Source organism: Phreatobacter sp. (assembly GCF_030691135.1).
Taxonomy (GTDB): domain Bacteria; phylum Pseudomonadota; class Alphaproteobacteria; order Rhizobiales; family Phreatobacteraceae; genus Phreatobacter.
The window spans coordinates 1-21,956 of sequence record NZ_JAUYFA010000100.1 but is presented as its reverse complement, the minus strand read 5'-3'; the positions used below and the strand labels follow the sequence as shown (position 1 = coordinate 21,956).

The following is a 21,956-nucleotide window of genomic DNA, read 5'->3' as shown; positions in this document are numbered from 1 at the left end:
TCGCTCATGACCGACCGCACCTGCCTGTCCATCGTGCTCGCCGCCGGCGAGGGGACGCGGATGAAGTCCGCCCGGCCGAAGGTGCTGCATGAGGTCGCCGGCCTGTCGATGATCGGCCATGTGCTCACCGCTGTGGCGGCGGCCGGCGGCACGGCGGCGGCGGTGGTGGTGGGGCCCAATCGCGCCGACGTCGCCGCCGAGGCGCGGCGGGTGAAGCCGGATGCGACGATCCACGTCCAGACCGACCGGCTCGGCACCGCCCATGCGGTGCTGCATGCCGAGGCCGAGATCGCCGGCGGCTTCGACGACGTCATCGTCGCCTTCGGCGACACCCCGCTGGTGACACCGGAAACCTTCGGTCGATTGCGCGCGGCGCTCGCCGGCGGTGCGGCCGTGGCCGTGCTCGGTTTCGAGGCGGCGGACCCCTTCGGCTACGGGCGGCTGTTGATAGAAGGCGGCGGCCTCGCCGCCATCGTCGAGGAGAAGGAGGCGAGCGCTGCCCAGCGTGCCATCACGCTGTGCAACGGCGGGCTGATGGCGCTGGCCGGCGAAACGGCTCTCACCCTCCTGAAGCGGATCGGCAAGGCCAATGCGAAGGGCGAGTTCTACCTGACCGATGCGGTGGCGCTCGCTAGGGCCGAAGGCCTGTCGACGGCCGTGGTGCTGGCGCCGGAGGCGGAGGTGAGGGGGGTCAACGACCGCGTCCAGCTCGCCGAGGTCGAGGCCATCGCTCAAGCGCGCCTGCGCGAGGCGGCGATGCGCGGCGGCGTCACCATGACGGCGCCGGAGACGGTGTTCCTCGCCTTCGACACCGCGTTCGGGCGCGATGTCGCCCTGGAGCCGCATGTCGTGTTCGGGCCGGGCGTCTCCATCGCCGACGACGTGACGATTCGCGCCTATTCGCATCTGGCGGGATGCGTGGTGGATGAGGGCGCCATTATCGGTCCCTTCGCCCGAATCCGGCCGAAGAGCCGCATCGGCGAGAAGGTCCATATCGGCAATTTCGTCGAGGTGAACCGCACCACCATCTCCGCCGGGGCCGAGGCGAACCACTTGGCCTATCTCGGCGACGCGACCATCGGCGAGGGGACGAATATCGGCGCCGGCACCATCACCTGCAATTTCGACGGCGCGGAAAAACATCCGACCGTCATCGGCCGAGACGTGTTCGTCGGCTCTAACTCGACGCTCGTCGCGCCCCTGACCATCGGCGACGAGGTGCTGATCGCCGCAGGCTCGACCATCACGCTCGACGCCAAGGACGGGGCGCTGGTTTTCGGCCGTGCCAAGCAGGCGGGCCTGCCGGGGCGGGGCGCCGAGATGATCCGGACGAACAAGGCGAAGCGCGCGGCGCGGAAGGCGCGGGAGCAGGGGAAGGGGTAAGGAGCCTCGCTGTCCGCCCGGCAGCCGCGCCCTGTCTCACATCGTCACAGCAATTCATTCGCGGCGGCACGGGCGCAGCGTTAAACCCGCCTTGGCTTCTGCCGGCTTATAAGCGGCGGATACGGGCATCGTGCGGCGAAGCGCGGTAGCGGGACGTGGAGAACGATACGCATGTGCGGGATCATCGGCATTCTCGGCAAGGAGCCCGTGGCGGGCCAGCTCGTCGACAGCCTCAAGCGTCTCGAATATCGCGGTTACGATTCGGCCGGTGTTGCGACGCTGGAGGACGGGGTGCTCACCCGCCGCCGCGCCGAGGGCAAGCTGAAGAACCTCGAGGCCCTGCTGGCGAAATCGCCGCTGTCCGGCACGATCGGCATCGGCCATACGCGCTGGGCGACCCACGGCGCGCCGACCGAGACCAATGCCCATCCGCACGCCTCGGAGGGGGTCGCGGTCGTCCATAACGGCATCATCGAGAACTTCCGCGAGCTCCGAAAGGAGCTGGAGGCCAAGGGCATCGTCTTCTCCACCCAGACCGACACCGAGACGGTGGCCCATCTGGTCGGCCAGGGCATGAAGGAAGGCCTGAGCGCCATCGACGCGGTGGGCGCCGCCCTGCCGCGGCTGCGCGGCGCCTTCGCGCTCGCCTTCATCTTCGAGGGCAACGACAACCTCCTGATCGGCGCCCGCAAGGGCTCGCCGCTGGCGGTCGGTTACGGCGACGGCGAGAGGTATCTCGGCTCCGACGCCATCGCGCTCGCGCCCTTCACGTCTGCCGTCGCCTATCTGGAGGAGGGCGACTGGGCCATCCTCGACCGCAATTCGGTGGAGATCCGCGACGAGGCCGGCCATGTGGTGCAGCGACCGGTGATCCGCTCTTCGGCGACCGCCTTCCTCGTCGACAAGGGCAATCACAAGCATTTCATGCTCAAGGAGATCTATGAGCAGCCCGAGGTCGTGGCCCGCACCACCGCCCATTATCTCGACATGGCCGCCGGCAAGGTGCGCCTGCCGGCGGTCCTGCCTTTCGACTGGGCCGCGCTGCCGCGCATCTCGATCGCAGCCTGCGGCACGGCCTATCTCGCCGGCCTGACAGCGAAATACTGGTTCGAGCGCTTCGCCCGCATCCAGGTCGACATCGATATCGCCTCGGAATTCCGCTACCGCGAGACGCCGATGGTGCCGGGCGGGCTGATGATCGTGGTCTCCCAGTCGGGCGAAACCGCCGACACATTGGCTTCGCTCCGCTACGCCAAGGAGAACGGCCAGCACGTGCTCGCCGTCGTCAACGTGCCGACCTCGACCATCGCCCGCGAGAGCCACATCGTCATGCCGACGCTGGCGGGCCCTGAGATCGGCGTCGCCTCGACCAAGGCCTTCACCTGCCAGCTCGCGGTGCTTGCCTCGCTGGCGATCGCCGCCGGCAAGGCGCGCGGCTTCATCAACGAGGACGAGGAGGACAAGCTCGTCCGCGCCATGATGGAGGCACCGCGCTACATGAACGAGGCGCTGAAGCAGGAGGACCACATCGCCGGCATCGCCAAGATGCTGTCGAAGGTGCGCGACGTGCTCTATCTCGGCCGCGGCACCTCCTTCCCTATCGCCCTGGAGGGCGCGCTGAAGCTGAAGGAGCTTTCCTATATCCATGCCGAGGGCTATGCGGCGGGCGAACTGAAGCATGGGCCGATCGCGCTGATCGACGAGGACATGCCGGTCGTCGTCATCGCGCCCTTCGACAAGGTCTACGAGAAGACCGTGTCGAACATGCAGGAGGTGGCGGCGCGCGGCGGGCAGATCATCCTCGTCACCGACGCGAGGGGCGCCGAACACGCCGAGGTGGATACGGTGGCGACCATCGTCATGCCGGACGTGCCGGCGACCATTGCACCCATCGTCTATTCGGTGCCGATCCAGCTCCTTGCCTATCACACGGCGGTGGAGATGGGCACGGATGTCGACCAGCCGCGCAACCTGGCGAAGAGCGTCACGGTGGAGTGAGGTTCAGGCGGTCCCGCGGGCTCGGGCCATGCGGGCCAGCACCACGGCCACATAGATCAGGAAGAGCCCGGCGAAGGTCGCCATCAGCCCGTGCGGCGGCCACAGGTCCATGCCGAAGCCAGCGAGAGGCGGGCCAATCATCAGGCCGGCGGAATACATGACGACGAAGGCGGCATTGGCCTGGGCGAGGTCGGCACCGCGGAAGCGGCTGCCGAGATGGGCGAGGCCCACCGTGTAAAGCGCCGCGACGATGCCGCCCCAGACGAAGAGAAGCACCCGCAACCAGCCGATCGGCAGCGTCACGAAGGTGGCGATCAGCATGCCCAAGGCGCCGACGATGCCGCAGGCGAGCAGTACCTTGCGACGGTCGATGCGGTCGGCGATCAGGCCGATGGGGATCTGGAAGGCGAGATTGCCGAGCGACATCAGCGACACCAGCGTCGCGGCTCCCGCCACGTCGAGGCCGATGGCCGTGCCGTAGAGGGGCAGGAGGGCGAAGGCGCCGGTCTCCGCCGAGCCGAAGACCAGAGCGGCGAGGGTGGCGGCGGGGGCCGCCCACAGGAAGGTGACGAAGCCGGCGGAGGGGTGGTCCTCGATGACCGGGATCATGGCGCGCGCCAGCAGGACCGGCAGCATGGCGAGGACGAGGAGGGCGGCCCCGGCGAAATAGGGGGCGGGTCCGGCGGCGCCGAGCACGATCAGCACGAAGGGGCCGGCGGCAAAGCCGATCGACAGGGCGCTGGCATAGATGCCGAGCACGAGGCCGCGCCGGTGTTCGGGCGCCGCCGCATTGATCCAGTATTCGGAAAGGACGAAGAGGACGGTGAGGGCGAGGGAAAAGACGAAGCGCAACGGGAACCAGGCCCAGATCGGCTCGACTACGAGAAAGGCCAGAAGGCTGACGCCGGCGAGGATCGTCGCCCCGACGAGCAGCGTGTGGACGCCGAAGCGCCGGGCCCAGCCGGAAATGAAGGGGGCGCAGACGATGGTGGCGACGCCGGCCATCGCCGTGTTCAGTCCGATCAGCGTGCGGGAGGCGCCCTTGGCATCGAGGGCGAAGGACAGCAGCGGGATGGACAGCGACAGGCCGATACCGACGGTGACGATGCAGGCGATCGCCGCCCCGAGAGAGACGATGGTCTGACGCGTGAAGATGTCGGGGGCTGGCGTCGCGGTCATCAGGCCGCCTCCCATGAAGGCAAGACGCCCCGATGACAAGCGCCGAATGGCGGGATCAGGCCGGCGTGACGACCGGCGCCGGGGTCGCCCGGGACGGCCGCGGCCGGCGCTTGCGGAAGCGGCGGCGGGCCCAGATGATGAGGCCGGTCGTCATCAGCGCCACCATCGCGATGGAAATGACGACATTCATCAGGACCGACCAGATGCCGGCGAAATTGCCCTCGTGCAGGAGGCGGACCCAGTTGCGTGTGGTCGGGATGAGACCCTCGCGCGTCACCGCGAAGACGCGGTATTCGCCGCCGTCGACGACGCGGGCGAGGAGCCGGTCGGCGCGGCCGCGGATCCAGACGAGACCGGTGAGGTCGTGGGCGGCGCCGACCTGACGGACCGCCTCGACCAAGGTGACAGGCGCCGCGGCGGGTGTTGCCGGGGCCGTGCCGGTGAAGCTGATGCCCCAGGCGAGGAAGAGCCCGGTCAGCGGGCTGAGGACGAGGAGCGGCAACAGGCCCCAGGCGACGCCCTTGTGCCAACCCGAGACCGAATTGGCGAAACGCGGCCAGCCCATGGCGATGCCGAGCGCCATCAGCAGGATCATCGCCATGGTCGAGACATGGACGAGCCAGCCGAGGTCCAGCATCAGCGTCTCGTGCAGGACGCGGGAATAATAGAAGATATTGGAGAGCGTGCCGTCCTCGGTCAGTTCGGCACCGGTGCGCACGTCGACGTCGATGGTGTCGTCGGGACGCACGCCGCCGATCGACAGGCGCCCCTCATAGGCGCGGAAGGTCAGGGAGCGGGCCTTGCCCTCGGGATCGTGGCGGGCGAGCAGTTCGACCATCCGGTCGGCAGATAGCGTGCCGGGCCTGGCGGCGCCGATCTGCGCGGCTGGCTCGACGGAGAGGATCAGCCCGGTGAGGATGATGACAGCCAGCGGCACCGCGAAAACAAGCGTGAGCCAACGGTGGAAGCGCAGTAGCCACGGCTTGAGCATGACGGACCCCATCTGCGGCAGGTCGCCGCAGCTTTTCCCTAGATCACTTCTGATCAGGGGCCTTGCGCTGCCTCAAATCACGACTTCGCGATGATCAGTCGATGACCTCGCGCCGGAACTCCTTGCGCACCATGAAATAGAAGGGAACGGGCAGGAACTGCGAGAAGCCCTTGGCGATCCGGTCGCCCAGTTCTTCCAGCACGACGGTGGTGATGGTCGGCAGGTCCTCGTGCAGGGCCTCGTCGAGGGTCAGCCATTTCAGCTCGGTGAGCTCGGCGTGGGGCCCGACGACGCCTTCGATCCGGTGGGCGATCTTGTCGGCATCGCAGGCGAAGAAACGCGTGTCGAAGCGCTTCGGCCGGCGCGGCGGGGTGATGGCGCGGGCGACGAAGTGCAGCGATTCGAGGTCGGGGAAGACGCCGTGCTCGGCGAAGGCCTCCCAGCCCTTCGGCACCGCCTCCGGCGCGCCGGCGTCGCGGGTGCCGAGCAGGAGACCGGTCTCCTCGCAGGTCTCGCGGATGGCCGTCAGGGCGAGGGAACGGGCGCGCGACATCGATGGCCGCTGGACGCGGGCCATCAGCCGGGCCTGGGCGAGGTCGTGCAGGGTGCCGAAGACGGGCATCGCCCGGTCGTCCGGATCGCGCCGCCCGCCGGGGAAGACGAACTTGCCGGGCATAAACTTGAGGTCGTCGCGGCGCTTGCCCATCAGCACCCTGGGCTTCTTGCCCGAACGGTCGATGAGGATGAGGGTCGCCGCGTCCACCGGCTTCTGGTTGGCCCAGCGCTGCTCGCGCTCGGTCTTGGTCAAACGCTCGGCGAGAGCGGTGCCCTTTTCACTCACTGGATCTGTCCCTGACTGCGTTCTTCGCCGAACTCGTCGAAGCCATGCATGCGCATGGCCCACTGATATCCCACGACGAGCCCCTTCAGGGGAGGCAGCAAAAGGAGGGACATGATGACGGTCAGCGGCAGCCAGATCAGGGCATGAATCCACAGCGCCGGCTCATAGGCGAGCTCGACCCACATCAGCATGGGCACCACGACATGGCCGACCACCATGATGGTGAGGTAGGGCGGGGCGTCGTCGGCGCGGTGGTGATGCAGTTCCTCTCCGCAGCGGGCGCAGGCGGGCGCGACCTTCAGGTAGGACGTGAACATCCGCCCCTCGCCACAGGCCGGGCAGCGGCAGCGCAGGCCGCGCTTCACCGCCGTCCAGAGGTCGCGCGACGGGCGCGCGTCCTCGACGACGGGCTGACCGGTGAGGATCTGAACCGTCATTTGCGGCCTTTCTTCTTCCACGGGGGCCTGGAGGGCTTGTCGCCCGGCCTCGCGCGCCGTCCGTCGGAAAAGCCGTCGTCGCGCTTCTTGCGAACTATGTGTGCCCCTCGTCCGCCTGCTGCAAGGCCGCTGCGGCCATCGCTCATCAGTTCGAAACGCAGGGCTCCGGCGACCGGGGCGGCCTCGACGAGCCGCACCGTGACCGTGTCGCCGAGGCGGTAGGTCTCGCCGGTCTTCGTGCCGACAAGGGCCTGCAGGCCCTCCTCATAGCGGAAATAATCGCCGCCGATGGTCGATGCGGGGACGAAGCCGTCGGCGCCGGTATCGTCGAGCTTCACGAAGAGGCCGGAGCGCGTCATGCCGGAAATACGGGCGCCGAAGACGTCGCCGACCCGCTCGGAGAGATGCGCGGCGATGAGCCGGTCGACGGTCTCGCGCTCCGCCGCCATGGCGCGGCGCTCGGCGGCGGAGATTTCCGCGGCAATCTCGGAGAGCGCGGCCGCCTGGCCGTCGGTCAGGCCGTCCTGGCCGAAGCCGAGGGCACGGATCAGACCGCGATGGACGATCAGGTCGGCATAGCGGCGGATCGGCGAGGTGAAATGGGCGTAGCGGCGCAGGTTCAGGCCGAAATGGCCGATGTTTTCCGGGTCATACTGGGCCTGGGATTGCGAGCGGAGCACCACCTGGTTGACCAGTTCGGCGGATTCCGTGCCTTTGGCCCGCGCCAGGATCTGGTTGAAGTTCAAGGGCCTGAGCAGTGCCGCCTTGGGCAGGGCGATGTCGAGCGTCTTGAGGAATTCCTTCAGCGCGTTGAGTTTCTCCATGCTCGGCGCGTCGTGGATCCGATACATGCAGGGGGTGCGGTGCTTCTCCAGCGTCTCGGCGGCGCAGACATTGGCGAGGATCATCATCTCCTCGATCAGCCGGTGCGCATCCAGCCGCTGCGGGATCACCACCCGGTCGACCGTGCCCTCGGCGGTCAGCACGATCTTGCGCTCGGGCAGGTCGAGGTCGAGCGGCTCGCGGTCGTCGCGGGCGCGCTTCAGTGCCGCATAGGCGTCCCAGAGCGGCTTCAGGACCGGCGCGACGAGACCGTCGGTGGTCCCGTCGGGATGGCCGTCGACGGCGGCCTGGGCCTGCGCATAGGCGAGCTTGGCGGCCGAGCGCATCATGATGCGGTGGAAACTGTGAGTCTTGCGCCGGCCGTCGGCGCGGATGACGACACGGCAGGCGAGGGCGGGGCGGTCCTCGCGCGGTTTCAGCGAGCACAGGTCGTTGGAAATGCGCTCGGGGAGCATCGGCACGACGCGGTCGGGAAAATAGACCGAGTTGCCGCGCACCGCCGCCTCGCGGTCGAGCGCGGTGCCAGGGCGGACATAGGCGGCGACGTCGGCGATGGCGATGGTCAGGATGAAGCCGCCGGCATTGTCCTCCGCCGGATCGGGCTCGGCGTGGACGGCGTCGTCGTGGTCCTTGGCGTCCGGCGGGTCAATGGTGACGAGGGGGAGCTTTCGCCAGTCCTCGCGCTGCCCGACGGAGACCGGCTCGGCCCGCTCGGCTTCGGCGAGCGTGTCGGCGCGGAAGACATACGGGATGCCGTGGACCTCCAGGGCGATGAGCGAGACGGCACGCTCGGATGTGAGGTTACCGAGGCGTTCGCGTACCTTGGCGACCGGGGGGCCGAAGCGGGAGGTGCGCACGATGTCGACGGCGACGAGATCGCCGTCCCTGGCATCGCCTGCCGCCTCTTCCGGGATGGAGAGTTCGCGGCCGACATTCTTCTTGTCGATGGGAAGCAGCCGGCCGCCATGGCCCGGAACGGCGCGGAAGACACCGATCGTGCGCGTGCGCCCGCGCTCGAGGATCTTCATCACCCTGCCGACGGGGCGGGGATCGTCGCTCGGGCCGCCGCCGTCGGACAGGCGCACAAGCGCCCGGTCGCCGAGGCCCGGCACCGGATCGCCAGGGCGCGGGCGGTGTGGCACGGCGATGACGATGGCAGGGGGCGCGCCGTGCTCGTCCTCGTCCCATTCGGCGGGCGTGCCGACGAGATCACCGTCGGCGTCGCGGGTGAGGATGTCGACAAGGACGACCGGCGGCAGCGCGCCGTGCTTTGACAGCTTGCCGCGGCCCTTGGCGACGAGACCTTCGTCGACGATGTCCTTGAGAAGCGCCTTCAGCGCCGTCTTGTCGGCGCCGTGCAGGCCGAAATGGCGGGTGATCTCGCGCTTACCCACCCGGCCCGCCTGGCTGGCGATGAAGGCCAGCACCTCGTCGCGCGAGGGCAGGGTGGAGGGTGATCCGGTCTTGGCTCTGCGGGGCAAATGACGTCCAGGTCAGACCGACGCGAAGGCGCGTGGCATGGTCAGGCTAGCCGATCGGCGGATTCGGGGAAATGCCGAAGGCGCAGGCCCGTCCCTACGCCTTCGGCTTGTCGGCCTTGGGTTTGGCGGCAGCTTTCGCCGCCACTTTGGGTTTGGCGGCCGTCTTGGGTTTCGCAGCGCTCTTCGCCGCGGCCTTGGCCTTGGCCGGCGCCTTGGCGGCCGATCGACCGCGCGCCGGCGGCTTCTTGCCGGAACCGGCGGTCTCGGCGCGCGCCGCGAGCAGCGGGACGGCCTCATCCATGGTCAGGCTCGCCGCGTCCTTGCCCTTCGGCAGGGTGGCGTTGACCGACCCGTGCTTGACATAGGGACCGTAGCGCCCGGCCATGACTGTGACGGATCCGCCAAGCGTCGGGTGGTCCCCGAGCTCTCGTCCGGCAGGCGCCGCGCCACGGCCGAACCGGCTCTTGGCGCCGCTCTCCTTGGCGATGACGAGGTCGATGGCGCGGTTGGCACCGATCGCCAGGATGTCGTCGTCCTTTTCGAGATTGGCGTAGGTCTTCTCGTGCTGGACATAGGGTCCATAGCGGCCGATGCCGACGAGGATGGGATTGCCGCTCTCGGGGTGCCTGGCCACTTCCTTCGGCAGTTCAAGCAGGGCGAGCGCCCGTTCGAGGTCGAGGCCGGCCGGTGTCATGCCCTTCGGCAGGGACGAGCGCTTCGGCTTCTCGCCCTCGCCGAGCTGCACATAGGGGCCGAAGCGGCCGTCGCGCACGGTCACTTCGAGGCCGCTGACCGGGTCGGCGCCGAGCTTGCGCGTGCCGTCGGCGCCGGCCGATGCCGGGCCGTCGCCGTCGGAATCGGGGCCGGGGGCGGCGAGCTGGCGGGTGAAGCGGCATTCGGGATAGTTCGAGCAGCCGATGAAGGCGCCGAACTTGCCAAGCTTCAGCGACAGGGCGCCCGTGCCGCAGGTGGGGCAGGTGCGCGGATTGGTGCCGTCGCCCTTGTCGGGGAAGATGTGCGGCCCGAGGCTGTCGTTGAGTGCCGACAGCACGTCGGAGACCCGCAATTCCTTGGTCTCGTCGATGGCGGCGGCGAAATCGCGCCAGAAGTCGCGCAGCAGCGCCTTCCAGTCGAGCTCGCTGTTGGAGACGAGGTCGAGCTTCTCCTCCAGAGCGGCGGTGAAGCCGTATTCGACATAGCGCTCGAAGAAATTCTCCAGGAAGGCGATGACGAGGCGGCCCTTGTCCTCCGGGACGAGGCGCTTCTTGTCGATCTTCACATAGTCGCGGTCCTGCAGCGTCTGCAAAGTCGAGGCATAGGTCGAGGGCCGGCCGATGCCGAGCTCTTCCATGCGCTTGACGAGGCTCGCCTCGGAATAGCGCGGCGGCGGTTCGGTAAAGTGCTGGGTCGTGGCGATGGCCTGGCGGGCGAGCTTCTCGCCGACCGTCGTCGCAGGCAGGCGCTTGGTGTCGTCGTCGTCGCCGTCGTCGTCTCGGTCCTCGGTGTAGAGGGTGAGGAATCCATCGAATTTCACCACCTGGCCGGTGGCGCGCAGCTCAAGCTTGCGGCCCATGGAGGTGCCGAGGCCGCCGACGGTCGCGTCGATATCGACGGTGGTGCGCTCGAGTTCGGCGCTCTCCATCTGCGAGGCGACGGTGCGCTTCCAGATGAGTTCGTAGAGGCGTGCCTGTTCAGGCTCGAGGAAGCGGGCGACCTCGCGCGGATGGCGCCGGGCGTCTGTCGGGCGGATCGCCTCGTGGGCCTCCTGGGCGTTCTTCTGCTTGGAGGTGTATTTGCGCGGGCCGTTCGGCAGGTAGCGGGCCCCGAAATCCTTGCCGATGAGGTCGCGGATCGCACTGACCGCCTCGGGGGCGACGTCGACGCCGTCGGTTCGCATATAGGTGATGAGGCCGACCGTCTCGCCGCCGATATCGGTGCCCTCATAGAGACGCTGGGCCACCTGCATGGTGCGCGCCGGGGCGAAGCCGAGCTTGCGGCTCGCTTCCTGCTGCAGCGTCGAGGTGGTGAAGGGCGCATAGGGGTGGCGCCGGGCGGGCTTGGCCTCGACGCTGGAGACGGCGAAATGGGCCGCCGCCAGCGCCTTCTCGAAGTCCCGCGCCTCGGCCTCGGTGCCGACGTCGAGACGCTGGATCTTCTTGCCGTCGGCCCCGACCAGACGGGCCTCGAAGGCTTCGCCCCGCGGGGTCGCGAGGGTCGCGACCAGCGACCAGTATTCCTTCTTGCGGAAGCGCTCGATCTCCGACTCGCGCTCGCAGACCAGCCGCAGTGCCACCGACTGGACGCGGCCGGCGGACCGGGCGCCGGGAAGCTTGCGCCAGAGCACGGGCGAGAGGCGGAACCCGACGAGATAGTCGAGGGCGCGGCGGGCGAGATAGGCCTCCACCAGGGCGGTATCGATCGACCGGGGGCTCGCCATCGCCTCCTGGACGGCCTGCTTGGTGATGGCGTTGAAGGTCACGCGCTCGACCGGCATGTCCTTGATGACGCGCTTTTCCTTCAGCGCCTCGAGGAGGTGCCAGGAAATGGCCTCTCCCTCGCGATCGGGGTCGGTTGCGAGGATCAGCTTGTCGGCGCCCTTCACCAGCTTGGCGATCTCGGCGATGCGCTTGGCGCCGCGGCCGTCGGCCTCCCAGATCATGGCGAAATCGGCATCGGGATCCACCGACCCGTCTTTCGGCGGCAGGTCGCGCACATGGCCGAACGAGGCGATGACCTCGTAGTCGGAACCCAGATATTTGTTGATCGTCTTGGCCTTGGCCGGCGATTCGACGATAACGACGTTCACGGCCACGCGCCTTTGCCCTTCGAAAATGTCGGCTCGCCAATGATGCGCTGCCAAAAGTTGGCCGGAACATGGGCACAAGGTCGCGCCAAGTCAAATGGTGGTCGTGCCTCTCGCTTAAATTGTATTGTTTGTTTATATATTGCATTAGTTGCAAATGCCGTCCCGGTTAGTGAAGGCGATCGGCGCGGGGAGTTGCAGATGGCGAGCCTTGGCGGACGGCGCTGGACAGGATCGGACAAGGTCCGGCGACAGACCGCTGCGATGCCGCCGACGCATGTCGGACGGGAGGAGGTCGCGGCCCATCTGGCCAAGCCTGCCGGCGAGATGGTGGAACTGGCGCGCGCGGCCGACCTGCATCTCGTCGCCCATCTCGCCGACATGACGCGGCTCGAGGCCGAAAAGCAGGCGCGGCTGAGGCGCTGGCCGGGCGGTACAGGGCCGCCGCCTCAGAGCAGCGAGACGCGGCCGCCCGGATCGCGGTGAAGGCGGCCGGCGAGTTCGAGTTCCAGGAGGGCCACCCGCACCGCCGCCGGTCCCAGACCCGAGGCCCTGACGATGTCGTCGAGCGTCACCGGAACCGGCCCGAGCAGCGCGAGGATGCGCTGGCGGCCGTCGTCTCCGGGATCGACCACGTCCATGTCGCGCCCTTCCTCCTCCAGGGCCGTCTGCTCGAACGGGCGGGCGAGGATGGGGTTGAGGACGGCGAGGATGTCGTCGACCTCCGTGACGAGCGTCGCCCCCTGCTTGAGGAGACGGTTGGTGCCCTCGGCCCTCGGGTCGAGGGGCGAGCCCGGGACGGCGAAGACCTCGCGGTTTTCCTCCAGCGCGAGCCGCGCCGTGATGAGCGATCCCGACCTGTCCGCCGCCTCGACGACGATGACGCCGAGGGACAAGCCGGCGATCAGCCGGTTGCGGCGCGGGAAGTCGCGGGCGCGCGGCTCGTGGCCCATGGGCATCTCGCTGACGGCCGCCCCGGCATCGAGCAGCCGCACGAGGAGCGGTTCGTGCTCGGCAGGGTAGACATGGTCCTGCCCCCCGGCGAGGACCGCCACAGTTCCGGTCGCCAGGGAGGCCTCATGGGCGGCGGCGTCGATGCCGCGGGCGAGGCCCGACACCGTGGTGAAGCCCGCCTGTCCGAGGCCGCGGGCGAGGAGTGCCGCCATCTTGATGCCGGCGATCGAGGCGTTGCGCGAGCCGACGAGCCCGATCATCGGCCGCGTCAGGCAGGACAGGTCGCCGCGCAAGGCGATCAGCGGCGGGGCGGACGCGATGCGGCGCAAGCGGTCGGGGTAGTCGCGCTCGCCGATGGCGACGAAGCTGACGCCGAAGGCTGCGGCGCGGGCCATTTCCCGCTCCGCCTCGGCGAGGCTGGCGATGCGGATGGAGCGCCCGCCGCCACGGCGGGAGAGTTCCGGGACGGCCTCCAGCGCGGCGCTGGCGCTTCCATAGATCTTGATCAGTTCGCGGAAGGTGCGGGGGCCGACATTTTCGGACCGAGCAAGGCGGAGCCAGTCGAGCCTCTGGCGATCCGTCAGGCGGATCGCTGCGGTGGCGCGCGCGAAGAGGTCGTCGCCCGGCGTGCTCATCCCGGCGGTGTCTCGCGCGCCGTCCCGGTTTTGGCGCCGATGCGGCTCTCGGTTCCGTCGCGCAACCGCGCGATGTTCTCGTGATGCTTGGCGACGAGCAGGGCGGTCATGGCAGCAAAGGCGGCGACAGTCGGCCAGCCGAGGCCGGCAACCAGCAGGATGACGGGTGTGGCGATGCTGGCGGTCAGCGCCGCCAGCGAGGAGAACCGGAAGGCATAGGCCATGGCGATCCAGATGGCGGCGAAGACCAAGAAGGTCGGCCAGTGGATGGCGACGAGGACGCCGAGGAAGGTCGCCACGCCCTTGCCGCCCCTGAAGCCGAGCCAGACGGGGAAGACATGACCGAGAAAGGCACCCATACCGGCGACGAGCGCCGCGGCGGGACCGAAAACCAGCCCGGCGATCAGCACTGCCGCCGTGCCCTTCAGCCCGTCGAGGATGAGCGTCGCCGCGGCGAGTTTGCGGTTGCCGGTGCGCAGGACGTTGGTCGCGCCGATATTGCCCGAGCCGATGGCGCGGATGTCGCCGAGGCCGGCACTGCGGGTCAGCACCAGGCCGAAGGGGATCGAGCCGAGGAGATAACCGAAGGCGAGGGCGGCGAGGAGCACGGGAAGGGATGCGGCTGCGAACATGGGACGGACACCGGGATGAGAAGGACAGGCTAGAGCCAATCGCGGGTCGAAGGCCATGGGCCAGACGCGCGGAATAGCCGCTACGCACGAAAAAAGCGCGTCTTCTACGTGCCTCGCCCCGTCCAGAGGGTCGGTGTCAGTCGGCGAGGGCGTGGACGGTGCGTCCGCCGACGATGCTGCGCAGGACGCGGCCGCTCATGCGCGCCTCGTCGAAAGGCGAGTTCTTGCACTTCGAGCGGAGGTCGTCGCGGTCGAGCACCCAGGGCGTATCGAGGTCGATGACGACGAGATCGGCGGGCTCGCCCTTGGCCAGCGTGCCGCCGGGCAGGCGCAGGAGCGACGCGGGCGCCGTCGACAGGGCCCTGAGGAGGGCTGCGAGCGGAACCAGCCCGGCATGGACGAGGCGCAGGGCTGCCGGCAGCATGGTCTCGACGCCGACCGCTCCGGGCATCGCCTCGGCGAAGGGCAGGCGCTTGGTCTCGACGTCCTGCGGATCGTGGTCGGAGACGATGATGTCGATCGTGCCGTCGGCGACGGCGTCGGCGAGAGCGAGGCGATCGTCTTCGGTGCGCAGCGGCGGGGTGAGCTTGCAGAAGGTGCGGTAGCTGCCGATGTCGTTCTCGTTGAGGGTGAGGTGGTTGATGGTCACGGCAGCGGTGACCGGCAGCCCCTCGTTCTTTGCCCTGGCGATGATGGCGAGCGAGTCGCGGCAGGTGATCGAGGCGGCGTGGTAGCGCGCTCCGGTCAGCTTGACGAGGCGCAGGTCGCGCTCGAGCATGATCGTCTCGGCCTCGACCGGGATGCCGGCTAGCCCGAGGCGGGAGGCGAATTCGCCCTCATTCATGACGCCCTCGCCGACCAGGGCCGGGTCCTCGGTGTGATGGACGATGAGGGCGTCGAAATCGCGGGCATAGGTCATGGCCCGGCGCATCACGAGGGCGTCGGTCACGGAGCGCGCGCCGTCGGTGAAGGCGACGGCGCCGGCCTCCTGGAGCAGGCCGAATTCCGTCATCTCGCGGCCGCCGAGCTTCTTGGTGATGGCCGCCATTGGATGGAAATGGACGATGCCGGTGTCGCGGGCGCGGCGCAGCAGGAAGTCGACGATAGCGGGGTCGTCGATCGCCGGGTCGGTCGCTGGCTGGCAGACAAGGGTGGTAACGCCGCCGGCCGCCGCCGCCGCCGTCGCCGAGGCGATGGTCTCTCGATACTCGTAGCCGGGCTCGCCGACGAAGCAGCGCATGTCGACAAGGCCGGGCGCGACGATGCGGCCGCCGCAATCGACAATCTCTGCGCCCTCGGGGGCGGTGCTGGCGGTCAGGTGCGGACCGGTATCGGCGATGAGGCCGTCCCTGACGAGAAGGCCGCCGCGGATTTCGGTGCCGGCGGCCGGATCGACCATCAGGGCGTTGACGAGGAGGAGCGGGCGCAGCGCGGTCATCGGCAAGGCCCTCACGCGTTCGGCAGGTTGCGGGCGAGGGCTTCCAGCACGGCCATGCGCACCGCGACCCCCATTTCCACCTGCTCGCGGATCAGTGACTGGGCGCCGTCGGCGACGGCGGTGGAGATCTCGACGCCGCGGTTCATGGGGCCGGGATGCATCACCAGCGCGTCCGGCTTGGCGTAGCGGAGCTTGGCCTCGTCGAGGCCGAAATAGTGGAAATATTCCTGGACCGACGGCACGAAGGAGCCATTCATCCGCTCCCGCTGGAGGCGCAGCATCATGACGATGTCGACGTCCTTCAGGCCCTCCTTCATGTCGCGATAGACCTCGACGCCGAGGCGCTCGACGGCGGCGGGCAACAGCGTCGAGGGGCCGATGGCGCGCACGCGCGCCTGCATCGCGTTCAGCAGGATGATATTGGAGCGTGCCACGCGCGAATGCAGGATGTCGCCGCAGATGGCGACCGTCAACCGCTCGATCCGGCCCTTGTTGCGGCGGATGGTGAGGGCGTCCAGCAGGGCCTGGGTGGGATGTTCATGGGTGCCGTCGCCGGCATTGACCACCGAGCAATCGACCTTCTTCGCCAGCAGTTCGACGGCGCCCGACGCCGCATGGCGCATGATCAAGATGTCGGGGTGCATGGCGTTGAGGGTGAGCGCCGTATCGATCAGCGTCTCGCCCTTCTTGATGGAGGACTGGGCGACCGACATGTTCATGACGTCGGCGCCGAGGCGCTTGCCGGCGAGCTCGAACGAGGACTGGGTCCGGGTCGATGCCTCGAAGAAGAGGTTGATCTGGGTGCGGCCGCGCAAGCTCGTCCGCTTCTTCTCGACCTGCCGGTTGAGGGTGACGAATTCCTCGGCGAGGTCGAGGAGGCCGGTGATCTCGGCGGGGGAAAGCCCCTCGATCCCGAGCAAGTGCCGGCGCTTCAGCACGAAGGACGAAGGTTCTTGGTTCATAAGCCCCGGGCTTTAAGCGGAGTCGGACGACCCCGCAAGCGCCGTCTCACTCAGCCGCGTCCTGTTTCCCCAGCCGCTTGTCGAGATAGCCGCCGACGATCTCCATCAGCGGGTCGACGGTGTTCTCGAAGAAGTGGTTGGCACCGGGCACCACCTGCTGCTCGATGATGATGCCCTTCTGCGTCTTCAGCTTCTCGACGAGGCCCTGGACGGCGGTCAGCGGCACCACCGCGTCCTTGTCGCCGTGGACGATCAGGCCCGAGGAGGGGCAGGGGGCGAGGAAGGAGAAATCGTAGAGGTTGGCCGGCGGGGCGATCGAAATGAAGCCCTCGACCTCGGGACGGCGCATCAGGAGCTGCATGCCGATCCAGGCGCCAAAAGAGAAGCCGGCGATCCAGCAGGTGCGGGCCTCCGGATTGATAGCCTGGGCGTAGTCGAGGGCCGCCGCGGCGTCCGACAACTCGCCGACGCCATGGTCGAAGGCGCCCTGGCTGCGCCCGACGCCGCGAAAATTGAAGCGAAGCACGGAGAAGCCGCGGTTCACGAACTGATAGTAGCAGTTGTAGACGATCTGGTTGTTCATCGTGCCGCCGAACTGGGGATGCGGATGCAGCACGATGCCAATGGGGGCGGAGCGAACCTTGGCGGGATGATAGCGCCCTTCGATCCGGCCTGCCGGACCGTTGAAGATAACTTCAGGCATGGAAAATCCTCGTCATGGGGCCCCATTCGACATCGAAATCCGCCGGACGCCGGCGACCTCGATGGAGTACCGACCTTGACAGGGCGGCAGGGCAGCTCTAGAGTTTAGAATAATTCTAAACGCCTTCCTGCCTGCCTATTCAGGTCGGTGCAGGAACGGCGTATCGGGGTCGGGCCTATAGCACGAACCCATCCTCCAATGCCAAGTTTTTCCGACAGGGCCTCTCCCCCGATGACCCGCGTCTATCTCGACCACAATGCCACGACGCCGCTTCGCCCAGAAGCGCGCGCGGCCATGGTCGCGGCCCTCGACGTGACGGGCAATGCTTCGGCGGTGCATCGGGACGGGCGCGCAGCTCGCCGCATCATCGAGGAGGCGCGCGGCGCCGTCGCGGCCCTGGTCCACGGCGATCCGCGCTGCGTCACCTTCACCTCCGGCGGCAGCGAGGCAGCAACGACCCTGCTGGCTGCCGACTTCGTTGCCAGGGACCGAGAGCGGGGCGGATTTCAGCGCCTGATCGTGTCCGCCGTCGAGCATTCCTGCGTGCTGGCCGGCGGCCGTTACGCCCCCGGCGCGATTGCTGTCTGTCCGGTTGATGCAGCGGGCCGCGTCGATCTCGCTAGCCTTGAGGCTCTGCTTGCCGCCGACGGTGGGCGCGCCCTCGTCGCCGTCATGGCGGCCAACAACGAGACCGGCGTCATCCAGCCGCTGGCGGAGATCGCCGCGCTGTGCCGTATCCACGGGGCGGCGCTGGTTGTCGATGCCGTCCAGGCGCTCGGCAAGATGCCGGTCGACCTCACCGCGCTCGGGTGCGACGCGCTCTTCGTCTCGGCCCACAAGATCGGCGGTCCGCAGGGCGTCGGCGCCATCGTCACCGCTTCGGAAACCGTCGGGTTCCCGCCGCTGGTGCGCGGCGGCGGCCAGGAGGGGCGCCGGCGTGCCGGGACCGAGAATCTCGCGGGGATCGCCGGGTTCGGCGCCGCAGCCGCCGCGCTGTCTCCCGGCATTGCCGCGGAGATGCAGCGTCTTGTCGCACTCCGCGACTGGCTGGAGCGCGAAATCATCACTATTTCAGGGCGCAGCCGGGTCATCGGCTTGCCAGCGGAGCGTCTGCCCAATACGAGCCTGACGATCCATCCGGGCCTCGAGGGCGAGACCGCGGTGATCGCCCTCGATCTCGCGGGGATCGCGGTGTCCACCGGCTCGGCCTGCGCTTCGGGCAAGATCGCTCCCAGCCATGTGCTGGCGGCGATGGGACTGGCGGCGACGGAAGCCCGCTCGGCGCTCAGGGTGAGCCTCGGCTGGACGACGACGCGCCAGGACTTGGAACGGTTCGTGACGGCTTTCGCCGCTCACGCGAGAACGATCGCGGCACGCGCCGCGTGACGAGAATGCCAACCTGCGGCCCTTGAAGCCGCGAGGATGTGAGGAGAAGGCCATGCCCGCGGTTCAAGAGACCGTCGAACAGGTCCGTGCGATCGACGTCGACCAGTACAAGTACGGGTTTTCGACCGAAATCGAGATGGAACTCGCCCCCAAGGGCCTGTCCGAGGACATCGTGCGCTACATCTCGGCGCGGAAGAACGAGCCGGCCTGGATGCTGGAATGGCGGCTCGACGCCTACCGCCGCTGGCTGACCATGCGCGAGCCGGACTGGGCGCGCGTCGACTATCCGCAGATCGACTTCCAGGACATGTATTATTACGCCGCGCCGAAGTCGAATGCGGCGCCGAAGTCGCTCGACGAGATCGACCCGGCCATTCTCGAAACCTACAAGAAGCTCGGGATTCCGCTGCGCGAGCAGGAAATTCTGGCCGGCGTCGCGCCGGAGAACCGCATCGCGGTCGACGCCGTATTCGACAGCGTCTCGGTGGTGACGACCTTCAAGGAGGAACTGAAGAAGTCCGGCGTCATCTTCAGCTCGATCTCCGAGGCGCTGCACGAGCACCCGGAACTGGTGAAGCAGTATATCGGTTCGGTGGTGCCCACGACCGACAACTACTACGCGACGCTGAATGCCGCGGTCTTCTCCGACGGTTCGTTCGTCTATATCCCGCCGGGGGTGCGCTGCCCGATGGAACTGTCGACCTATTTCCGCATCAACGAGCAGAAGACCGGCCAGTTCGAGCGCACGCTGATCATCGCCGACAAGGGCTCCTATGTGAGCTATCTGGAAGGCTGCACCGCGCCGATGCGCGATGAGAACCAGCTGCACGCGGCCGTGGTCGAGCTGATCGCCCACGACGATGCCGAGATCAAATATTCCACCGTCCAGAACTGGTATCCGGGCGATTCCCAGGGCAAGGGCGGCATCTACAATTTTGTCACCAAGCGCGGCGACTGCCGCGGCGCCCGGTCAAAGATCTCGTGGACGCAGGTCGAGACCGGCTCGGCGATCACCTGGAAATATCCGAGCTGCATCCTGCGTGGCGACGACAGCCAGGGCGAGTTCTATTCGATCGCCGTGTCGAACGGCGCCCAGCAGGTCGATTCCGGCACGAAGATGATCCATCTGGGCAAGAACACCCGTTCGCGGATCATCTCCAAGGGCATCTCGGCCGGCCGCTCGCAGAACACCTATCGCGGCCTCGTCTCGGCCCATCGCCGGGCGACCAACGCCAAGAACTTCACCAATTGCGACTCGCTTCTGATCGGCAACGCCTGCGGCGCGCATACCGTACCCTATATCGAGAGCAAGACGGCTTCCGCGGTCTTCGAACACGAGGCGACCACCTCGAAAGTGTCCGAGGACCAGATGTTCTACTGCATGCAGCGCGGGCTGACGCAGGAAGAGGCCATCGCCCTCATCGTCAACGGCTTCGTCAAGGACGTGCTCCAGCAGCTGCCGATGGAGTTCATGGTGGAGGCCCAGAAGCTGATCGCCATATCGCTCGAAGGCTCGGTCGGCTGATCAAGCCGACCCAACCCATTCGTTTTCGCCGCGCCGCCGCGGCCCGTCCGTGATCCCAAGGACCACCCCATGTCGCTTCTCGAAATCAAGAATCTGACCGCCAAGCTCGCCGACGAAGACAAGCAGATCCTCAACGGCCTGAACCTCACCGTCGAAAAGGGCCAGGTCGCCGCCATCATGGGCCCGAACGGCTCGGGCAAGTCGACCCTGTCCTATGTCCTCGCGGGACGCGAGGATTACGAGGTGACGGACGGTGAGGCACTGCTCGACGGCGAGAACATCCTCGATCTCTCACCCGACGAGCGCGCCGCCAAGGGCCTGTTCCTGGCCTTCCAGTATCCGATCGAGATCCCCGGTGTCGGCCAGATGACCTTCCTGAAGGCGGCTGTGAACGCACAGCGCCGCAAGAACGGCCTCGACGACATGCCGACGCCGGAATTCATGAAGCTCGTCAACGGGCGCGCCAAGGAGCTCGGCATCTCGCCGGACATGCTGCGCCGCTCGGTCAATGTCGGGTTTTCCGGCGGCGAGAAGAAGCGCAACGAGAGTCTGCAGATGGCGCTGCTGCAGCCGAAGCTTGCCATTCTCGACGAGACCGATTCCGGGCTCGACATCGATGCGCTGAAGATCGTCGCCGATGGCGTCAACGCCATGCGCTCGCCCGATCGTGGCTTCGTCGTCATCACGCATTACCAGCGCCTGCTCGACTACATCAAGCCGGACGTCGTCCACGTGCTGTCGGCCGGCCGCATCATCAAGTCCGGCGGCGCGGAACTCGCCCTCGAACTCGAGGCCAATGGCTATGCCGACATCGTCGGCAAGGCCGCGTGAGCATGGTCATGAACGCCATCACCCCCATCCGCACTCCGGCCGAACAGGCGCTGATCGGCGCCTTCGGCACCCTGCGCGACAGCGTGCCGGCCAGCGCCGCGCTCGAGGGTCTGCGCATCGACGGCTTCTCGCGCTTTGAGGCGAGCGGCCTGCCGCATCGTCGCGTCGAGGACTGGAAGTACACCGACCTGCGCGCCCTCATGCGCGAGGCGCGGCCGCTTGCCGCTGCACCTGACGCCTCCGTCATGCTCGCGGCTAAGGTCGCCGTCGGCCGGCTGCCGCGTGTCGGCGGGAGCCGCATCGTGCTCGTCGACGGCTTCCATGCGCCTGACCTCGCCGATAGCGGTGCGCTTCCCGAGGGCGTCACGGTGTCGAACCTCGTCGAGGCCATGGCGCAGCGGCCGGAGATCGCCGCGCTGGCGGCCGGACAGCCGGCGACTCGCGCCAATACCGCTTTCGCGCTCAACAACGCCTTCCTCACCGACGGCCTGCTGATCGAGGTGGCGCCCGGCACCGAGGTCGGCCACGCGCTCGACCTCGTGTCGATCACCTCGGACGGCGCGCCGCGCCTCGTCACCTCGCGCATCGTCGTGGTGGTCGGGGCAGGGGCCTCGGCCGGGATCGTCGAGACCCATCTCGGCCCGGCCGGCGTCGAGTATCAGAAGAACGTCGTCATGCAGGTTGTCGTGCGCGATGGGGCGACGCTGGAGCACGGCCGCCGCCAGATCGAGGGCGACCAGGCCCTGCACCTCGCGACCCTGGAGGCGAGTGTCGGCGCCGAGGCGCATTTCGACTCGCTGACCCTGACCACGGGTGCCGCCGTGTCGCGCAGCCAGCTTTTCGTGCGCTTCGCCGGCGAACATGCCAACGTGACGCTGCGCGGCGTCTCGATGCTCAAGGGCCGCCAGCACGCCGATACCGCGCTGGTGATCGA

At 68.0% G+C, this 21,956-nt stretch carries 18 protein-coding genes; 7 read left to right on the top strand and 11 right to left on the bottom strand.

Features of this window, described 5'->3' with window-relative positions:
- Nucleotides 1-6: 6 nt before the first annotated feature.
- Nucleotides 7-1,383: a bifunctional UDP-N-acetylglucosamine diphosphorylase/glucosamine-1-phosphate N-acetyltransferase GlmU gene (glmU, locus tag Q8O26_RS18590; RefSeq protein ID WP_305578329.1), complete on the top strand. Its 1,377-nt coding sequence runs from the start codon at nt 7-9 to the stop codon at nt 1,381-1,383.
- A gap of 171 nt (nt 1,384-1,554) precedes the next feature.
- Nucleotides 1,555-3,381: a glutamine--fructose-6-phosphate transaminase (isomerizing) gene (gene glmS, locus Q8O26_RS18585; RefSeq protein WP_305578327.1), complete on the top strand. Its 1,827-nt coding sequence runs from the start codon at nt 1,555-1,557 to the stop codon at nt 3,379-3,381.
- 3 nt (nt 3,382-3,384) lie between these two features.
- On the opposite strand, the gene Q8O26_RS18580 is transcribed toward glmS, so the two are convergent.
- The 6 genes from Q8O26_RS18580 to topA form a co-directional block, all read right to left on the bottom strand.
- A complete protein-coding gene (locus Q8O26_RS18580) occupies nt 3,385-4,560 on the bottom strand; it encodes an MFS transporter (protein WP_305578325.1) in 1,176 nt (391 codons plus the stop codon).
- A gap of 55 nt (nt 4,561-4,615) precedes the next feature.
- Complete coding sequence (locus Q8O26_RS18575) at nt 4,616-5,551, bottom strand: PepSY-associated TM helix domain-containing protein (protein ID WP_305578323.1); 936 nt, start codon at nt 5,549-5,551, stop codon at nt 4,616-4,618.
- Between the two features lie 94 nt (nt 5,552-5,645).
- Nucleotides 5,646-6,392, bottom strand: coding sequence for an NUDIX domain-containing protein (locus tag Q8O26_RS18570; RefSeq protein WP_305578321.1), 747 nt, complete (start codon nt 6,390-6,392; stop codon nt 5,646-5,648).
- Nucleotides 6,389-6,829, bottom strand: a complete 441-nt coding sequence (locus Q8O26_RS18565) for a DUF983 domain-containing protein (RefSeq protein WP_305578319.1) — start codon at nt 6,827-6,829, stop codon at nt 6,389-6,391. The genes Q8O26_RS18570 and Q8O26_RS18565 overlap by 4 nt, the downstream gene beginning before the upstream one ends.
- A complete protein-coding gene (gene rnr / locus Q8O26_RS18560) occupies nt 6,826-9,153 on the bottom strand; it encodes a ribonuclease R (protein ID WP_305578317.1) in 2,328 nt (775 codons plus the stop codon). Before rnr ends, Q8O26_RS18565 begins: the two co-directional genes overlap by 4 nt.
- 94 nt (nt 9,154-9,247) lie before the next feature.
- Nucleotides 9,248-11,959 (bottom strand): type I DNA topoisomerase, encoded by a 2,712-nt coding sequence (topA, locus tag Q8O26_RS18555; protein WP_305578315.1) that lies wholly within the window; start codon nt 11,957-11,959, stop codon nt 9,248-9,250.
- Between the two features lie 198 nt (nt 11,960-12,157).
- On the opposite strand from topA, the gene Q8O26_RS18550 reads away from it, so the two are divergent.
- Nucleotides 12,158-12,442, top strand: a complete 285-nt coding sequence (locus Q8O26_RS18550; RefSeq protein ID WP_305578313.1) for a hypothetical protein — start codon at nt 12,158-12,160, stop codon at nt 12,440-12,442.
- On the opposite strand, the gene dprA is transcribed toward Q8O26_RS18550, so the two are convergent.
- The 5 genes from dprA to Q8O26_RS18525 all read right to left on the bottom strand — a co-directional run bounded on the left by dprA (nt 12,406) and on the right by Q8O26_RS18525 (nt 17,280).
- Nucleotides 12,406-13,545 carry a DNA-processing protein DprA gene (gene dprA / locus Q8O26_RS18545; RefSeq protein ID WP_305578312.1) on the bottom strand — a complete coding sequence of 380 codons (1,140 nt, stop codon included), beginning with the start codon at nt 13,543-13,545 and terminating at the stop codon, nt 12,406-12,408. The genes Q8O26_RS18550 and dprA overlap by 37 nt on opposite strands.
- Nucleotides 13,542-14,177 (bottom strand): glycerol-3-phosphate 1-O-acyltransferase PlsY, encoded by a 636-nt coding sequence (gene plsY / locus Q8O26_RS18540; protein WP_305578311.1) that lies wholly within the window; start codon nt 14,175-14,177, stop codon nt 13,542-13,544. The genes dprA and plsY overlap by 4 nt, the downstream gene beginning before the upstream one ends.
- Nucleotides 14,178-14,313: 136 nt before the next feature.
- Complete coding sequence (locus Q8O26_RS18535) at nt 14,314-15,615, bottom strand: dihydroorotase (RefSeq protein WP_305578310.1); 1,302 nt, start codon at nt 15,613-15,615, stop codon at nt 14,314-14,316.
- A gap of 11 nt (nt 15,616-15,626) precedes the next feature.
- On the bottom strand, nt 15,627-16,577 hold the full coding sequence (locus tag Q8O26_RS18530; RefSeq protein WP_305578308.1) for an aspartate carbamoyltransferase catalytic subunit: 951 nt from the start codon (nt 16,575-16,577) through the stop codon (nt 15,627-15,629).
- Between the two features lie 46 nt (nt 16,578-16,623).
- A complete protein-coding gene (locus Q8O26_RS18525; RefSeq protein ID WP_296576886.1) occupies nt 16,624-17,280 on the bottom strand; it encodes an alpha/beta hydrolase in 657 nt (218 codons plus the stop codon).
- A gap of 231 nt (nt 17,281-17,511) precedes the next feature.
- Between Q8O26_RS18525 and Q8O26_RS18520 the strand changes: the two genes are divergently transcribed.
- The 4 genes from Q8O26_RS18520 to Q8O26_RS18505 all read left to right on the top strand — a co-directional run.
- Nucleotides 17,512-18,666, top strand: coding sequence for a cysteine desulfurase family protein (locus Q8O26_RS18520; RefSeq protein WP_305578306.1), 1,155 nt, complete (start codon nt 17,512-17,514; stop codon nt 18,664-18,666).
- 52 nt (nt 18,667-18,718) lie between these two features.
- Nucleotides 18,719-20,191 carry a Fe-S cluster assembly protein SufB gene (sufB, locus tag Q8O26_RS18515; protein WP_305578304.1) on the top strand — a complete coding sequence of 491 codons (1,473 nt, stop codon included), beginning with the start codon at nt 18,719-18,721 and terminating at the stop codon, nt 20,189-20,191.
- Nucleotides 20,192-20,260: 69 nt separating this feature from the next.
- On the top strand, nt 20,261-21,022 hold the full coding sequence (gene sufC / locus Q8O26_RS18510) for a Fe-S cluster assembly ATPase SufC (protein WP_305578302.1): 762 nt from the start codon (nt 20,261-20,263) through the stop codon (nt 21,020-21,022).
- 8 nt (nt 21,023-21,030) lie between these two features.
- Nucleotides 21,031-21,956 (top strand): SufD family Fe-S cluster assembly protein (locus Q8O26_RS18505; protein WP_305578300.1); only part of this gene is annotated, 926 nt, incomplete at its 3' end.

Bases quoted from the DNA above. Each gene is read 5' to 3' on its own strand.
- Q8O26_RS18535 (WP_305578310.1), bottom strand. From the start codon at position 15,615: ATGACCGCGCTGCGCCCGCTCCTCCTCGTCAACGCCCTGATGGTCGAT.
- Q8O26_RS18575 (WP_305578323.1), bottom strand. From the start codon at position 5,551: ATGCTCAAGCCGTGGCTACTGCGCTTCCACCGTTGGCTCACGCTTGTT.
- glmU (WP_305578329.1), top strand. From the start codon at position 7: ATGACCGACCGCACCTGCCTGTCCATCGTGCTCGCCGCCGGCGAGGGG.
- Q8O26_RS18530 (WP_305578308.1), bottom strand. From the start codon at position 16,577: ATGAACCAAGAACCTTCGTCCTTCGTGCTGAAGCGCCGGCACTTGCTC.
- Q8O26_RS18580 (WP_305578325.1), bottom strand. From the start codon at position 4,560: ATGACCGCGACGCCAGCCCCCGACATCTTCACGCGTCAGACCATCGTC.
- plsY (WP_305578311.1), bottom strand. From the start codon at position 14,177: ATGTTCGCAGCCGCATCCCTTCCCGTGCTCCTCGCCGCCCTCGCCTTC.
- Q8O26_RS18550 (WP_305578313.1), top strand. From the start codon at position 12,158: ATGGCGAGCCTTGGCGGACGGCGCTGGACAGGATCGGACAAGGTCCGG.
- sufB (WP_305578304.1), top strand. From the start codon at position 18,719: ATGCCCGCGGTTCAAGAGACCGTCGAACAGGTCCGTGCGATCGACGTC.
- Q8O26_RS18525 (WP_296576886.1), bottom strand. From the start codon at position 17,280: ATGCCTGAAGTTATCTTCAACGGTCCGGCAGGCCGGATCGAAGGGCGC.
- Q8O26_RS18520 (WP_305578306.1), top strand. From the start codon at position 17,512: ATGACCCGCGTCTATCTCGACCACAATGCCACGACGCCGCTTCGCCCA.
- sufC (WP_305578302.1), top strand. From the start codon at position 20,261: ATGTCGCTTCTCGAAATCAAGAATCTGACCGCCAAGCTCGCCGACGAA.
- Q8O26_RS18565 (WP_305578319.1), bottom strand. From the start codon at position 6,829: ATGACGGTTCAGATCCTCACCGGTCAGCCCGTCGTCGAGGACGCGCGC.
- dprA (WP_305578312.1), bottom strand. From the start codon at position 13,545: ATGAGCACGCCGGGCGACGACCTCTTCGCGCGCGCCACCGCAGCGATC.
- glmS (WP_305578327.1), top strand. From the start codon at position 1,555: ATGTGCGGGATCATCGGCATTCTCGGCAAGGAGCCCGTGGCGGGCCAG.